Source organism: Indolivaga capnocytophagoides, assembly GCF_036511535.1.
Taxonomy (GTDB): Bacteria; Bacteroidota; Bacteroidia; order Bacteroidales; family Dysgonomonadaceae; genus Dysgonomonas_A; species Dysgonomonas_A capnocytophagoides.
The window spans coordinates 2,313,346-2,330,770 of sequence record NZ_AP028867.1 but is presented as its reverse complement, the minus strand read 5'-3'; the positions used below and the strand labels follow the sequence as shown (position 1 = coordinate 2,330,770).

10 protein-coding genes and 1 pseudogene are annotated in these 17,425 nt (G+C 34.0%); all 11 read left to right on the top strand.

Annotation, left to right across the window (positions count from 1 at the left end; all coding sequences use genetic code 11):
• The first annotated feature begins 247 nt into the window (after window positions 1–247).
• Entirely contained in the window at window positions 248–2,914 is a 2,667-nt protein-coding gene (locus tag AABJ51_RS09380) for an AAA family ATPase (protein WP_338375821.1), read from the top strand.
• 346 nt (window positions 2,915–3,260) lie between these two features.
• Window positions 3,261–3,460 (top strand): annotated as a pseudogene (locus AABJ51_RS09375) (helix-turn-helix transcriptional regulator).
• 13 nt (window positions 3,461–3,473) lie between these two features.
• Entirely contained in the window at window positions 3,474–5,117 is a 1,644-nt protein-coding gene (locus AABJ51_RS09370) for a phosphorylase family protein (protein WP_338375819.1), read from the top strand.
• Window positions 5,110–7,710 carry an AAA-like domain-containing protein gene (locus AABJ51_RS09365; protein ID WP_338375817.1) on the top strand — a complete coding sequence of 867 codons (2,601 nt, stop codon included), beginning with the start codon at window positions 5,110–5,112 and terminating at the stop codon, window positions 7,708–7,710. Before AABJ51_RS09370 ends, AABJ51_RS09365 begins: the two co-directional genes overlap by 8 nt.
• A 332-nt stretch (window positions 7,711–8,042) precedes the next feature.
• Complete coding sequence (locus AABJ51_RS09360; protein WP_338375815.1) at window positions 8,043–8,294, top strand: Fic family protein; 252 nt, start codon at window positions 8,043–8,045, stop codon at window positions 8,292–8,294.
• A gap of 1,080 nt (window positions 8,295–9,374) precedes the next feature.
• Window positions 9,375–10,493, top strand: a complete 1,119-nt coding sequence (locus AABJ51_RS09355; RefSeq protein ID WP_338375813.1) for a DEAD/DEAH box helicase — start codon at window positions 9,375–9,377, stop codon at window positions 10,491–10,493.
• A gap of 25 nt (window positions 10,494–10,518) precedes the next feature.
• Window positions 10,519–10,758: a hypothetical protein gene (locus tag AABJ51_RS09350; RefSeq protein WP_134436313.1), complete on the top strand. Its 240-nt coding sequence runs from the start codon at window positions 10,519–10,521 to the stop codon at window positions 10,756–10,758.
• A 139-nt stretch (window positions 10,759–10,897) separates the two neighbouring features.
• Window positions 10,898–11,344, top strand: a complete 447-nt coding sequence (locus AABJ51_RS09345) for a cold-shock protein (protein WP_414993116.1) — start codon at window positions 10,898–10,900, stop codon at window positions 11,342–11,344.
• Between the two features lie 26 nt (window positions 11,345–11,370).
• The gene (gene rbp / locus AABJ51_RS09340) at window positions 11,371–11,679 is read left to right on the top strand and encodes an RNA-binding regulator (protein ID WP_134436315.1); all 309 of its coding nucleotides are present in this window, start codon (window positions 11,371–11,373) and stop codon (window positions 11,677–11,679) included.
• 640 nt (window positions 11,680–12,319) lie between these two features.
• The gene (locus tag AABJ51_RS09335) at window positions 12,320–15,640 is read left to right on the top strand and encodes a SusC/RagA family TonB-linked outer membrane protein (RefSeq protein WP_338375810.1); all 3,321 of its coding nucleotides are present in this window, start codon (window positions 12,320–12,322) and stop codon (window positions 15,638–15,640) included.
• A gap of 23 nt (window positions 15,641–15,663) precedes the next feature.
• Complete coding sequence (locus tag AABJ51_RS09330) at window positions 15,664–17,424, top strand: RagB/SusD family nutrient uptake outer membrane protein (protein WP_338375809.1); 1,761 nt, start codon at window positions 15,664–15,666, stop codon at window positions 17,422–17,424.
• Window position 17,425: the final 1 nt, after the last annotated feature.

Below are 17,425 nucleotides of genomic sequence, written 5' to 3'. Positions count from 1 at the left end.
AATAAGACTTAATGTAATCCTTTATTTATCTCTACAAAAAGCGATACCTAAAGAATAAAACGTCAAGGCTGAACAAAGTGCTTGGCTAAATCTGACTTTCTCGTTCCTTAAAAGAGTATTTACCAAAATAGCTTTGTCATATCCAGTCTTTCCATAGAAGAGGTGTTTAGCAAATCTAAAAAGGGGAAATATCTGTTTTTGAATTTCGTTATTCTACGGAATTTAATAAAGTTATATTTTAGCAGTTATGCAAATATTTACTAATTTTATTGACAATATAATTTATGAAAAAATGTCTATACTAAACGATATAATTGATTGGGTTGAAAATAAACCTGTTTTTTGGCAAGTTATGATTGATAGACTTATTAGAAATAATAGTCTTACAGAGGATGATATTATAGAAATTAAAGAAATCAGCAAAGTTCAATATGGCTTATCTAATTTTGAATATATAGATGTTGATTTTGAAGACCTGCGTGAATTTGCAAATAATGCAACGAGCAGTGAAGATATTTTACTTTCGAAAATATATAATATCGATAATATCAATGCTCTTTCAACTACAAATGAATTAAAATTTGCTCTTAATGGATTAACAGTTGTTTATGGTGATAATGGATCTGGCAAATCAAGTTATACAAGTATTTTGAAACATACCTGTAATACAAGAGGTCATAAGCCAACAATAAATGATAACCTTTATGATTCAACTTGTATTGGAAAGGACAAAAAAGCTAATATAGAGTACACAAAGGATAAAAGGACTTTCAACTCTGTAAATTTTATCAATTCAACAGTTAATAATTCTATTTTAAAGAGTGTCGATGTTTTTGATTCATTTAGTGCAAATCATTACATAGAAGGAGAAGATGAAATTGCATTTATTCCTCAGGGATTATCAATTATAGAGAAGCTTGCTATTTATCTTAGAAAAATAGAAGATAAATTGAATGAAGAACTGAATGGACCCAAATTGAGAAAGTTTGATTATTCTTTTATCGAAGTTGCTGATGATTCAACAGCAAAAAGGTTTTTGAATGGCTTGAACTCAAAAACAAAATTAGATGACCTAAGAGCTGAATCTATATGGACTTTGGCTAAAGAATTGAAGATAGAAGAATTAAAAAAGGAGATTGATAAAATAAAAGCAACTGACCCGAGGAAAAATTTAAAAGAGAATGAAGAAAAAATAAAAAGGTTTGAAGTTGTAAAAGATAAAATTCAGTTGTTAGAAAATAGTCTGACAGGAGAAGCAATAAATGAATTAAAATCAACACTATATGATTATTCAATAACAAATGAAGCATTAAAAACCTCTTCGGAGGAGGCATTTGCGGAATTACCCATAAAAGGCGTTGGAAATAATCAATGGAAGTTATTGTGGGAAAGTGCCAGAATTTTTTACAATGAAAGTGTTGGTGCTGTAAATTTTCCTGAAGTACAAGGAGAAAGTAAATGCCCTCTTTGCCTTCAAAAATTAGATGAAGAAGCAAAACAAAGATTTACTGATTTTGAAAAATTTGTAAAAGATGATATTCAAAAAAGGCACGATACTGCTTTAAGTAAGTTAAATGCAAAAATTACAAATTTGAATAGATTGAATCTTTCATTCGAAGAGCAAAAGCCAACAGTTACAGAAATAGAAGTATTTTTTCCAGATTTTTCTCAAGAACTAACTCAATATTTGGAGTCTCTCTCAAAACATAGAGATTACTTATTGGGAATTCTTAACTCAAAAAAAACAATTGAGATAATTAATGAGATCGATATTGAAAACACTCCCAAAACATTAACAATAAAACTTATCAAAAATCTAGTAGAAGCTAATGAGAAGCTAAAAGTTCAATCAATAGAAGAGAGCCTTAAACCATTAATTAAAGAATTAAACCAACTAAATGGAGAAAAAAAGTTATTTGAATTTAAACCTAAACTGGCAAGAGAAGTATGTAGACAAAGGAGAGTCGAATTAATAAATCAATGTATAAATAATTGTAATACTCGTTCGGTCACAACTTTAAGTAATCAGCTAACAACTACTTATATTACCCAAAGTTTAAAGCAAAACTTTAAAACAGAATTAAGAAATTTAGGTTTTAAGAATATAAAAATAGAGACTGAAACAAAAGGAAAGAAAGGCAAACAGTATCATTATTTAAGGATTGATGAAGAAAATGCAAATAATATAGCTTTGAAAGATATTTTGAGCGAAGGTGAGCATAGATGTATTTCTTTAGCAATGTTTTTGTCAGAGGTGTCAATATCAGAACACAAAAGTACTATCATATTCGATGACCCCGTTTCGTCTCTTGATCATAAATGGCGATATAAAATTTCAAAGAGAATTGTAGAAGAATCCAAAATCAGGCAAGTGATTGTTTTTACGCATGATATAACCTTTTTACTAATGCTTCAGGAGCATTCAGCCGAGTTAGCATGCGATATAGAAATAACGAGTTTGACTAGAAGACCGAAAGAAACGGGAATTATTGCAAGTAATCCACCTTGGGATGCTTTATCTATAGGTAAACGAATAGGCTTGTTGAAAAATGCCTATCAAGGTTTAGAAAAGATAGAGAGAACAGAAACAGAAGAAGTATATAAAGAAAGAGCAAAAATGCTATATGGAAAATTACGAGAAACTTGGGAGCGTTTCGTGGAAGAAGTATTGCTAAATGGTGCTATTCAAAGGTTTGGGCGGTCTGTGCAAACTCAACGACTATCGAAAGTAGTAGACTTAACAGATGATGATTATCATATGGTAGATTTAAATATGAGCAAATGTTCTACCTATTTTACAGGGCATGATACGGCAGGGGCTTTAATTGAAGAAATGCCTGATTCAGCAGAGTTTCTATCTGACATTGCTACTTTGGAAACTTTTGCTTCCGAAATAAAAAAACGTAGAAAATAGTCGTTTTCTTTTGATATAAAAACACAAGATATATGACCACAGAAATCAATTACATAAGCATAGACAACAACTCAGCAATAATTTTTTTAAAAACAATTGCTCTTCTTAATTAATGCAAAGTAGGTGTAGTATATACATTTGTGTTGGTAAAACAGGACAAATTGTTGGTGTTTCAGAGATTTACAGCGATATATTCAAAATAGGCCTACTTTGTGTGTTCTTTCATTTATCCAACAAGGGAGGGGTGCAAAAAAGAGAAATATAAATTATCAAAAAAGACAGAGTTATTTTCTTGTCTAATTAATTAAGATACAATATTTTTGCAAAATACATCAATAGTTTGACAATGGAATTAAATAGATTAAAAGTTGTACTTGTAGAGAAAAACGTACAGGAAAATGGTTGTCTGAAAAATTTGAAAAGAATGAAGCTGCTGTTTCTCGTTGGTGTACAAATGAATCTCAACCTTCGCTTGAAACTCTTTATGCAATTGCCAAAGCTCTGAATATGAACATTAGAGAGTTAATCGTAGAAACAAAAAATTAGAAATTGAAATTGAATGGCAATTGCAGAATGTAAATATGATAATTTAAAACATTTGTTTGATGGGAGTTTAATTCTTTTAGTAACTGTTACCGAAATAGAAACAGAAACATTAAGGTCTAATTTGATACCAATAAATGGTTATGATCATGTTTTGAAAGTATACAAAGGGAATTATACATACTACATTGGGAAGTTTGGCAAATATAACGTTGCCCATGTGCAGTCATCTATGGGGTCTATATCAAAAGGTTCGTCCATTGTTACTGTAAAATCTGCATTAGATTGTATTAAGTCGAAAATTGTAATAATGATTGGCATCGCTTTCGGTATTGATAGCGAAAAGCAAAATATAGGAGATGTCCTTTTATCAGAAACAATAATTGCATATAACCCAAAACGAATTGGTAAAAATGAAACTGTTCAGAGAGGATCTGAACCTTCCGCAAGTACGTTTTTACTAAATAGATTTAAGAATATAACAACGTGGGAGTACATTCTTGATTGTGGAAATAAAGCAAAGCTTATTCCAGCAAAGATGTTATCAGGCGAAGAATTGATCGACAATCAAGAACATCGAGATGAATTGCTCAAAATATACCCAGAAGTCAAGGGTGGGGAAATGGAAGGAATTGGAGTTGCGACTGCGTGTGATAATTGTGCTGAATGGATTTTGGTAAAAGGAATTTGCGATTTTGCTGATGGGGAAAAAGGTACTGATAAGAAAAAGAGACAACAAGCGGCAATAGAGTCAGCAGTTAGTGTCTGTCTGGAGTTATTTTCTTCTGAAACCCTTTTCCTTGATAAAGGTATAAATCCTAACTGTGCAAATATTCAGCAGTCTTATAATATAATTGCCAATATTAATGATGTATTATTTGATGTATATGATTTAAGTAAGGAAGATTATTATATAGAAAGGGCGGAAGATATAGACTTTAATCAAAAAAGCAATCAATATGGCATTTGGATATATGGTCCAACAGGAAGCGGAAAAACAAATTTAATATTACGGAATCTACTCAGAAATCAATCTGAATTTGTTGAGATCTCTTTGGGGGCATGTTCTGGACAGAAAAATATTGCATTTTTCAACGAGATACTTTATAGCTTATTCGAAAAAACAGGAAAGGAGGTCTCTTATCCAAAACACAAGGCTCTACCTTCATGCAATCGAGATATTTTAAAACTACTTGAGAAAAATTATAAAGACAAAGAAATTGTAATTTTCATAGAAGAAATACCTATTGAAACCGATTTAGAATATAAATCATTTATGAATGGTCTATACGCTCTTATCTGTGGGAAAAGTTTGATTACTGGACTTAATAGGGTTATGTTTGTCCTTTCATCAATAAAAGACCCATCATTGCATATAAGCAGAAATGCTCAAAAGATTCATCAATATATATATTTTATGCCTTTCAAATATTGGGAGAAAGAACTAATAGATTCACTTATCAAAAAAATAGAGATTGTTTTAGAGTTAAAACTCTCTGAAAATGTAAGAGCTGAACTTATTCAATGTGCAAATGGATCCCCTCGATTTATAAAGAAGTTTTTTAGAAATATTCTTGCTCAAAAAAGCTCAAATGAGGATGCTTTATTAGCAAAAATAAAAGAAACAAATCAAGAACTAAAACAATTTGGATATGTCTAAAATACTGAAACCATATACTATAGTCCCTTCTGATCTATATATACAAAGAGATGCTGACAGACAAATAGAGAATATCATTAATGATATGGGGCGTCCTGGCTATGTCCTCGTTTCTCGACAGATGGGAAAAACAAATCTTCTTCTTAACGCAAAGAGAAGATTAGAATCTCCAGAAGATATTTATGTCTATATTGACTTGTCAAATCCTTTCGAAGATATAAAGAGCTGTTTTGAGAATATTATAGATATAATATTAGACACAAATACGGATAAACTATCTTCTGTTTCAAAAATGATTCTTTATGATAGAACTCAACATAAAGACTTGCCTCCCCACAAACAGCATTTGAACGAGCTAAGGACAATATTAAACTATATCAAAGGTAAATTGGTCGTAATACTCGATGAGATTGATGCTCTAACTAAAAAAATATATTCTGACCAAATATTTGCTCAAATTAGAAGTATTTATTTCTCACGAGTTAACTACAGTGAACTGAATAGGCTCACATATATCTTATCAGGAGTTGTAGAACCTAATGAAATAATCAAGGACCCTAAGATTTCACCATTTAATATCGGGGAAAAAATTTTTCTAAATGATTTTTCCAAAGAGGAGTTTGAGCTGTTTGTTGATAAATCTCATTTAACTATAGGAGAAGAGGTTCAAAATAGAATATTTTATTGGACAGATGGTAACCCTAGAATAACTTGGGATGTATGTGCAGAAGTAGAAGATAGATTTGGAAGTAAAGACATTACAACTACGGATGTTGACAAACTTATTCATGAGATGTATTTGACAACATTCGATCGTCCACCTGTAGATAATATCAGAGAGTTAGTAGAAAATGATAGAGAATTAAGAAATGCTCTTATTGAAATAGAATATAACAAATCAAAAGAAATTTCAGATAAAATAAAGAACAAGTTATACCTAGCTGGAATTATTAATTACAATGGTAATGATAATGTCCATATTAAAAATGAGATACTAAAGCATACATTAAATCTTGATTGGATTAAGAAGTTAGAAGAAGAAGATAAAGGAGTATTGAGATTGGCTCTAGAGCTCTATGATAAACGTAATTATAAAGAAGCTCTTTCATACTTTGAAAAATATCTTGTTGATCAAATATTTGAAGATAATGATATGTCTGTGTCTTATTATTATATGGGACATGCAGCCTATTCTATTTCGGAATTTAATAAGGCAATTAAATATTTAGAACTTGCAAAATTTGACAAGGAAGATGCCGGAAATATATATTATAGGCTTTTGAATTTAAAAGGGTTAACGTTCTTTCATCTCAACAAATATAAAGAAAGTCTAAATTGTTTTAAACAGGTAATTGATAGTGGTCGACAAGATGAAACATACATACGATCTTTGTTTAACTATGGAAGCTCATCGTTAAAATCAGGTGAAGAAGAATACAGAAATGAAGCAATTAAGATATTTGAAGATGTTACTAATGAGGTTGGTTTTAATAAGGAAAAATTGAAAGCGGATTTCATTAATGAGACAAAATCAATTGCTCATTATAATCTTGCCCAGATATTTCATGAGGAAGAACAAATGGAAAAAGCTATTTATAATTACAGGAGAGCTATCCGATTGTCAAAAATTGAGACAAAACCTGTTATTTTACTTGGGCTTTATTCAGTATTGAAGGACGAAGATGATAAACTTAAACTGATAGCAGAGCTAGTTGATTTGATTATTGACAATAAAATAATTCCAATTGTTAATGATCCAGAAAGATCAATGGATTTTAATGTTGATAATTTGAGACAAGTGTTAATCTTATCATTCTTGTATTCTAAATCAGAATTTGATAGATTGAAACCATGGATGTCTCATTTAGGTAAAACTTCTTTTTCCGAATGTCTTCATGAATTAGCCATTTATGCGATAAATTATAATCAAGATTGGAAAACGGGAGTCAAATTGTTAGAAAATATCTATGACAACTTTAATAATATTGAATTTGAGCTGAATGATACAGTGAAATATGAAACGCTACAGCTATTGGCATTTGTTGAAGGAAAAGAGCTGAAACGAAAGAGTGAATATATTGCGCTATTTTCTGAAAATAGAAAATTTGCAGTAAATTACTTGGATATGGATATTTTCGCAAATGCTATTTATATTTTGATTGAAAAAAAGAGATATGCAGATGCTGTGAAATACATCGGTATAATTAACTCCTTAAAGGGCGAGGTCGCAAAAGAACTTCTTATCAACTATATTGCCATCTATAATCTTGAATTAAATGCATATTTCTATTTAAATAAGAATGATAAAATAAAAGAAAAGGCCAGAGAGATCTTAGATTTATGCAATGACGAGTCTGTTAAAAAACAAAAAAGCAATTTACTAGGAGATACAGGCTTAGAAACAATTCGACAAAATGCAGAATCTATTCTATTTCCTAAGGCAAAGGGGCTGAAACCAATAAGAGTAGGGAAAACATATGGAAGAAATGAGGTTGTAAAAGTTAAATATAAAGATGGTAAAATAGTTCAAACCAAATTTAAAAAAGTTGAGACTGATATTAATCAAGAATTGTGTTTCATATTAAACGAGTAAAGTAAATGAATTCTGAACCTAAAGGCATAAAATACAAACAGCAACTCACTGATGATTTAGAGAGGACGCTATTCCTTTTCTGAATTATCATGCAGGAGGTATAATGTATATTGGAATCCATAAATCAGGTATAGATATTGGCATTTCTGATATTGATGGAGATATGCTCAACGTGAAAAATAATATTATGCCGTCTGGTATGGGATTGTTTGATGGAGTAGCAGAGAGTATTCCGCTATTTGGACTTAGTTGAACATTTCTGATCTGACGTCCCTCGTATTTTAAGAACTTATGGCAAAGAATGTTTTAAATTTACCGAGAATTTCTTACGAATGACATTCCCTGTTTCGGAGCAAGTGACCGAGCAAGTCAAGAAACTTGTTAAAGTTTTGGATAAAGAAATGGATAGGCAAGAAATACAAAATAAATTAGGACTTTCTCATAGGGAAAATTTCAGGTCTAATTATCTAAAGCCTGCATTAAATGTTGGTTTTGTTGAAATGACTATACCTGATAAGCCAAATAGCAGTTTGCAAAAATATCGCTTAACAATACTAGGAAAACAACTAAAAGGAAAACTTTAATATTGCCAACTAATAAAGTGTGATCTTTTATCTATACCTGCTAGGGTATAAAGTGAGATTTCAAGCTTGAAGTTATACCATATAGGGTATAGCTGAGTATAAATTAGAAAGACAGAAATTGGACTTTCAAGACAATTTTCTATCTTTACAACAACGCCACAAGAAGTTGTGAAGTAAGCAGAAAAATAGTGAAATACAATCGTAGCCTGACTCAAGGACTACTTTTTAGACATCATACAAACAGGCTTGTATAGCTTAGTTCAAGATATACGACCCGTCCCAGCGGGATCACTAGCAAATGATGCAAAAAGAAGTAAAGTCTTGATTTTCAGTAGAAAGTCAAGGATTTTTCTTTTGTCCAAATTTATTCCTGTGTTTTATGGGACTTCCTTTTTCGGATATTGAACAACTAAAGTCTGAACATTTGGTAAAGGACAACAACGGCTAATTATGGATTTGATTTTTATAGACAAATATGCGGTCCTCCTGTTTGTGTTGAAAAGGGAGTATTGTTTTGTGTGTCTACGAATCAACCTATGAATGGAAAAGGGGATAAAAGATATACCTTTTTTACTCCATGATATTCAGGTATCTTGGTGTGCTGATGTCCGATTCTCAAACTTAATTATAGGTTGTTGAGGTAAAGTCTTCGGAGAGCTTATTATCCACTAAGCTGTCTATTCATTATAATAAAATACTGTAAAACAATAAACAAGTAAATTATTTTTCGTATCTTTATAAATTGAGCAATCTAGTTTTTATTGTATCTGTCTTCTCAATGTTTTGCTCCGTCCTAGCTGGCGGATCTTCCCATCGTCAAAATCGACAACAAAATCAACTTTCTTGTTTATGCTATCAATCAGTTACGAAAATGTGTAATGCTTTTGTCGTAACACATTTTTGTAAAAAAGATGAAATTATTTTTATAGGGAACTTGGGGTTATTCACAATAGGATGAAGGAAACGTATCTTTGTCCGGTTTCGTATTGGTGATTGCCAAAGAAGAAGGCTCGAGAGTTGCATTATCTGCCTGAAACTGACATCCCTGAAAAATAATTAGCAATAATTAAAAATTAAAACATGACATTTAAAGAATTAAATATTATTGAGCCAATCTTGAAGGCTTTGAATGAAAAAGGATATACAAATCCGACACCAATACAACAGCAAGCCATAGCTCCTGCTCTAGATAATCGCGATTTACTAGGATTAGCTCAAACCGGTACAGGTAAAACGGCTGCATTTTCACTTCCAATCATACAGCAATTATATTTAAACAAAGTCCATGGTAAAAAGAGAGAAATCAGAGCTTTGATTTTGACACCGACCAGGGAATTGGCAATCCAGATAAATGAAAGTCTGAATGACTATACTACTTATACAGGTATACGCCATTGCGTGATATATGGAGGCGTGAAACAAAATGCTCAGGTGAGCCAACTGAAAGAAGGAATAGATATATTAGTTGCGACTCCGGGGCGTCTACTTGATTTAATGAATCAAAACATTACCAGTCTAAACTCTATCCGCCATTTTGTATTGGATGAAGCTGACCGCATGCTGGATATGGGATTTATTCATGATATCAAACGTTTACTGCCTAAGCTTCCTAAAGAAAAGCAAACACTTTTCTTTTCGGCCACTATGCCTTCCTCTATAGCAGCTCTTTCGCGTTCTATCTTACATAATCCGGTGAAAGTCGAAGTTACTCCTGTATCATCTGTTGTTGATACCATAGACCAGTATATTTATTTTGTAGAAAAACAAGAGAAAAAAGACCTGCTTATAACCTTGTTGAGAAAAGACAGAAAAAAATCAGCTCTTATATTTTCCCGAACTAAACATGGGGCAGACAAGATTGCACGTATACTTGATAAAGCGGGAATAGGCAGTGCAGCCATTCATGGGAACAAGTCCCAGAATGCAAGGCAACGAGCCTTATCCGATTTCAAATCTCATAAGATACAAACCCTTATCGCAACGGATATTGCAGCCAGAGGTATTGATATCAGTAATCTGGAATTAGTCATTAATTATGACTTGCCGGACGTTGCCGAAACTTACGTACACCGGATCGGTCGTACAGGAAGAGCCGGTAATACAGGAATGGCCTTAACATTCTGTGCTCAAGATGAACAAGGTCTGCTCAAGGATATTCAGAAACTTACAGGAAAGCGTCTTACTGTATCGAGCCAATAATAAACATTCTCTAAAACACAATAATATGGCAGCAAAACAGAATTCTTCAGCAAATAAAAAAGAAGGTGAAATAACCCGTTCAGAAAAGACCTCGGCAACACAACAAGCCGAATCGGTGTTGAAAAATGCAAAAGAACGAGCCGGGGATGTTATCCATGTCGTTATTAGTGACAGGACTACTATTGAACTTCCGGCTCATTTATCACAGGAAGAAATAGATGCCCGTGTAGAGAAATATATCAATTTGCATAAATCCAAGACATAAATATCTTCTGTAGATATGTGTAGTAGATAGAATTAAGTCTGAAACGATAAATAGATAATCAGACTGATTTTTCAAATCTCAAAACAAGAAATAATATAAACATACCCTTTAATCCAATATAAAGATTTTAAGAATAAATATGGCGAGTACATTTAATAAAAAAGAAATAGAAAAAAAGAAGCAACAAAAGAGAAAAGAGAAACTACAAAAACGGGAAGATAGAAAAAATAATCCAGTCGATTCTTTTGAGGATATGATTGCTTATGTCGACGAAAATGGTGTTATAACCAGTACTCCTCCCGATTTGACAAATAAACGGAAAATAGACATTGAAAATATAGCCGTTTCTACACCCAAAAAAGAAGATCTGGAAGATCCTCTTTTGAATGGACGGGTAGAATATTTTAATCCCGATAAAGGATATGGTTTTATCAAACATACAGGAAGTACGGACAAATATTTTTTCCATATAAGTAGCGCCCCTACTTCCATTGCAGAAGGAAATATGGTAACATTCGAGTTGGAACGTGGTCAAAAAGGCATGAATGCCGTAAGGATTACTCTTGCCAATAAGGACGGCCACTAATCAATAATAATTAATTAAGAAAAAGAATGAACATTTATGTATCAAATCTAAACTTTAGCACAACAAGCGAGAGTTTACAGGAATTATTTGCAGCGCACGGTGATGTTGAATCTGCAAAGATTATCACAGACCGGGAAAGCGGAAGATCGCGAGGTTTCGGTTTTGTTGAAATGCCAAATGATACCGAAGGACAAAATGCTATCTCAGAATTGAACGAGACAGATTTTGAAGGAAAAACGATCAGTGTAAACGTTGCCCGCCCAAAAACAGATAGAAGCAGCGGCGGATACAATAACCGAGGCGGAAACGGTGGATATAATAGAAATCGCTATTAATCAAATAGTATTATAGTTAACGGGTAGGGGAGAGAATCTCTTCTACCCGTTTCTTGTTTTTATAATCAGGAGCATTTGTATAGGTGCAATAGCATTCTTCTTAACTATACCTGTTTTTATCTCGGATATGGTTAGTCAATATATCGTTGTGGCATATTTTACAGATAAGATCAAATTTTTTCTAAACTTTATCTGATATACCTTGGACTTTACTTGGGTTTACTTTTTGTTCTTAACTGATTGCATAAGGCAAATAAAATTACTTTGAGATAATCTTACTATTACAATTTTACTAATATTTCAATATTAAGAAAGGCTCCTGTTTTTTGCTGAGAAAGTACCTAAATCAGGATCTTGTAAGCAGGGGGATATAATGCTGTGAAATACTGAATTGCCTCCGAAAAATCGCACTGTATATATACTATACAATCTTCCTGCGACCATATTACATTATGGTTGCAGGTCTTATTTTCAGAGGTCTGTCTTTTAATAATAATAAAACAATATTGATAAAATACCTTAATTAATGAGGTATACCTTCGTCATGCTCTAAATAATCGGAATAAGTTGTTTAGATGCGGTTCATTGTCATTGCATAGTTTTAAGGTTGTCTTTTTTTAACATTTATAAATTAAAATCAATGAAAATTTTAGTAAAGGAACTACTCCTGTTTTCTTGTTGCCTAGTCTTGTATTCATTGTCTTCATTTGGTCGTTTACGAGCGGCGGTATCTCAGCCGGAAACAGAATTGTATACAATGTATTACAATTCATCAAACGAAATGAAAGAGAATCAACAAGACCTACAAGAAATAAAAGGAATTGTTTTAGACCACAACAACGAGCCTATTATTGGTGCCTCTGTTTCCGTAAAGGGTACAGCTCATGGAGTTTTGACTGGAGTCGATGGAACTTTTTCATTTCAAATTCCCCGATCAAGTGAATTTATTGTAGTTTCTTTTATCGGATATAAACAGAAAGAAATAAAACTGACTAACGAAACCAACCTGAGAATTATACTGGAAGATGACTCTAAAGTACTTGATGATGTTGTGATTGTTGGATATGGAGTTCAGAAAAAAATAAATTTAACGGGCGCTGTAGAACAAATATCGAGCGAAGTATTCGAAAACCGTTCAGTATCGAATGTTACTCAGGCATTACAAGGTACTATCCCTAACTTAAATATCCAATTGACAGATGGTAAGCCTGGGCGTTCGGCAAATTATAATGTCCGTGGAACTACATCAATCGGGCAAGGGGGAAATGCCTTGGTACTTATCGATGGAGTGGAAGGGGATCCTGCCATGCTCAATCCAAATGATATTGCCAGTGTTACCGTTCTTAAAGATGCGGCATCTGCAGCCATATACGGTTCGAGAGGTACTTTTGGAGTGATATTGATTACTACCAAAGAACCCTCTAAAGATAAAACGTCTATTACTTATTCTGGAAGTTTCTCAGTTCAGAAACCGATAGCTGTACCAGACTTTGTGACAGATGGATACGAATATGCTTCGCATTTTTACGAGGCTTATCATGCCTGGAACAATTATTCAGCCGATCCGAAGAATATAAATAAAACGCAGGATTTTTCTTTGGGATGGCTCGAAGAATTTAAAAAACGTAAGGAACAGGGTATTACTGACGAAGTTACAGTAGATGCCAACGGCAAATACGTTTATTACGGAAACGAAGATTATTACAAAGCGCTGTATAAAAAGAATACCTATGCCCAAGACCATAATTTATCTATATCGGGAAATAACGGCAAATTAAATTACTACTTATCTGGTCGATTCTATGGGTACGATGGATTATTTAAATACAATACAGATGACTATAAAATGATGAATATACGTGCCAAAGGATCTGTACAGGTTTACAGTTGGTTGAAAGTAGAAAATAATATGGATTTTTCTAATATGGATTATCATAATCCAATCAATGTCGGGGAAGGCGGTTCGATCTGGCGTAATATATCAGACGAAGGACACCCAACTTCACCTATATTCAACCCTGATGGCAGTCTCACGTTTTCGGCGGCTTATTCAATAGGTGACTTTATATACGGAAAAAACGGTATTGATACCAATAATCGGATATTGAAAAATACAACAAGCTTTACAGCTTCTTTCTTAGATAATAAGGCTCATCTGAAAGGTGATTTTACTTTCCGAAATACTGATAATGAACAAACTCAACGTCGTGTTCCTGTACCATACAGCACTTACGAGGGAGAAACAAGGTTGTTGAGCAGTCAGTATAATGACTTGAAAGAAACTTCTATGAGAACCGATTATCTTGCAACAAATATTTATACTGATTACGAAAATACGTTTAACGATCGTCATTACTTCAAAGGGATGATCGGATACAACTATGAACAATCGGAATACAAAAGTACAAGTGTACAGCGAAATGGCTTGTTGTTAAGCGATTCGAAGAACATTAATCTGGCTTTGGGGGATGCTATTACTACTTCAGGCGGATATAATAAATGGCGTGTTGCCGGAGGTTTTTTCAGATTGAATTATGCTTTTGATAATCGTTACTTATTAGAAGTAAACGGACGTTACGATGGCTCTTCTAAATTTCCTAATGATGAGCAATGGTCATTCTTTCCTTCGGTATCGGGAGGATGGAGAATATCCGAAGAACCATTTTGGAAAGTAAATAAAGATATATTTTCCGATATCAAAATACGTGCGTCGTACGGGTCATTGGGTAATGGTAATGTATCTCCGTATAGTTTTCTCGAATTATTAAAAATACAAACCTCGACTCGAGTTCTGAACGGGCTTAAAAACAAATATACAAGTGCTCCTGATGTATTGCCTGATGGGCTAACATGGGAAACTACTACTACTTCGGATATTGGATTGGATATGAATCTGATAAAGAATAAACTGAGTTTTTCGGGAGACTATTATATTCGTAAAACAAAAGATATGTATACTGTAGGGCAAACCCTTCCTGATGTATTCGGAGCAACATCGCCTAAAGGTAATTATGCTGATTTGACTACCAAAGGATGGGAATTAAGCCTTACATGGAAAGATCAGTTCTCACTAGGAAATAAGCCTTTCAATTACAATATACGTGCAACTTTAGCCGATTATATTTCTACAATAGACCGATATAATAATACTACCGGAGACCTTAATGATTATTATGCAGGTAAACGGGTAGGAGAAATATGGGGATATGTGACAGAAGGCTTATTCGCCGATCAGGCAGATATAGATAGCCATGCTAAGCAGACTTTGATACAATCGTCATCAAAAAACATTACTTATCCGGGAGATGTAAAGATAAAAGACCTGAATGGAGACAATGTAATTGATTACGGTAATAATACTATCGATGATCATGGAGATAAAAAAGTAATAGGAAATATGTTGCCCCGTTATACCTATAGTTTTAACCTGGGTGGAGATTGGAATAATTTCTTTCTGTCAGTATTTTTTCAGGGAGTCGGAAAACAGGATTGGTATCCAAGTTCCGAAAGTATCTTTTGGGGACAGTACAATCGTCCATACAATAATTTACCGAAATGGCATTTGAATAATTATTGGACGGAAGACAATAAAGATGCTTATCTGCCTCGTTATGCCGGTTATAACAATTCATTGAAAGCAACCCCTCAAACCCGTTATTTGCAGAATGTAGCCTATATACGTCTGAAAAATCTTCAATTTGGATATAATATTCCTCAACAGATCATATCGAAAGCTAAAATCCAAAACCTGCGTGTATATTTTTCGGCAGAGAATATTTGGGCATGGTCTCCTCTATACAAACATACCAAAGACTTGGACGTCTCAAATATTTATGGATCGGATCCCGATCTTACAGATGCTAATATGTCATCAGGCTTAAACGGGAATCGGGGTAGTGGTGATGGAAACAGTTATCCTTTGATGAAAAGTTTTAGCTTAGGTTTATCTGTAACATTTTAATAAATATAACTATTAATAATAATATGAAACGAATAATATATTTCGCGACAGCCTTCTGCTTATTATATCTTTCATCTTGTTCTTTAGATGAAATACCTCAAGACTCTGTAACCAAGGAGACGATATTCAGTACCGAAAAAGGACTTGATACATACTCCTACTCATTTTATAACATGTTACCGTCTGTAGACGATGGATTCAAACAAGATGCAATGTGTGATTACGGGGCTGTTACGAGTTTCGACAACTTTTTGAGAGAAGGTGCTTATTCTGCAGAACTGAGTTCCGGTTGGTCGTGGACAGACCTTCGAAACATTAATTACTTTATCGAAAATTGCACAAGTGAGGCTGTTGATGAATCTGTAAGAAAACATTACATCGGGGTGGCACGTTTTTTTAGAGCTTATTTTTATTACAATAAGGTTGTCCGATTTGGAGATGTACCATGGATTGACCGTCCATTAGCTGTTGACGACGAATTATTGTATGCAGGACGCGATTCGCGAACAGTAGTTATGGATCATGTTCTGGAAGATCTGAATTATGCCTGTGAAAATATATCACGTACAAAAGACGATACTGGAACACTTATAACTAAATGGGTCGCTTATGCATTGAAATCGCGTATATGCTTGTTTGAAGCGTCATTTCGCAAGTATCATACCGAACTCGGATTAACAGATACAGCCAATAAGTGGTATCAGGAGGCTGCCGATGCATCAGAAGCTGTAATGAAGCAAGGCAATTATACGATTTATACAGGGGCAGGAGAAGATGCATCACTACGCTCATTGTTTATAAGCGATAAGCCTGTAACAGCCGAAGTAATGCTTGCCAGTTGCGCCGATGCCGGATTAGCTGTATTAGGACAGGCTAATTGGTGGTGGACATCCGGAACATACGGTTCACGTTTCAGCATGACACGTACCTTTGTGAATACGTTTCTTAATATAGACGGCACTCCTTATACCGATCGTACAGGGTACCAAACCATGGAATTTTATGACGAGTGTCAGAATCGTGATAAAAGGCTTGCTCAGACAATCAGGACTCCGGGATATAAAAGAGACGGAGCCTATGCCGCTCCTAATTTCAATGGTTATTCCTATACAGGTTATCAGCCGATCAAATACACTCTTGATGCCTCTAAATACGATGCCGGAGCATTAAATACAAATGCAATACCATTGTTCCGATATGCAGAGGTATTACTTAATTATGCAGAAGCCAAAGCCGAATTAGGAACTATCACTGATGCCGATTGGGCGAATACAGTCGGAAAACTGCGTGCCCGTGCCGGTATTACCTCTGGTTTGACGACCAAGCCTACAAAAGTTGATACTTATTTACAACAGAATTATTATTCAAATATTACTAATCCTGTAATTCTTGAAATACGTCGCGAACGCTCTGTGGAACTTGCATTGGAAGGATTTCGTTTTACAGATCTGAAACGCTGGAAGTGCGGAGAACTGATGACTATGCGTTGGACTGGAATATATGTTCCGGCTCTGAATGTACAAATGGATCTTGATCGTGATGGCACTACCGATGTGATTTTTTATAAAGGAGAAAAACCTTCGGGATTACCTGCAAGTTGTACGCCTGTTGCTGTCGGTAATGGAACACAACAAGGATTAACAGGAAGCACCTCAGGGAATCTTACATGGTCTGACAATGACCCTCGTATCTGGTATAGTAACGGACGTCAATATTATTATCCGATCCCCCAATCAGCAATCAATAAAAATAAGAATCTGGCACAGAATCCCGGCTGGGAGTAAT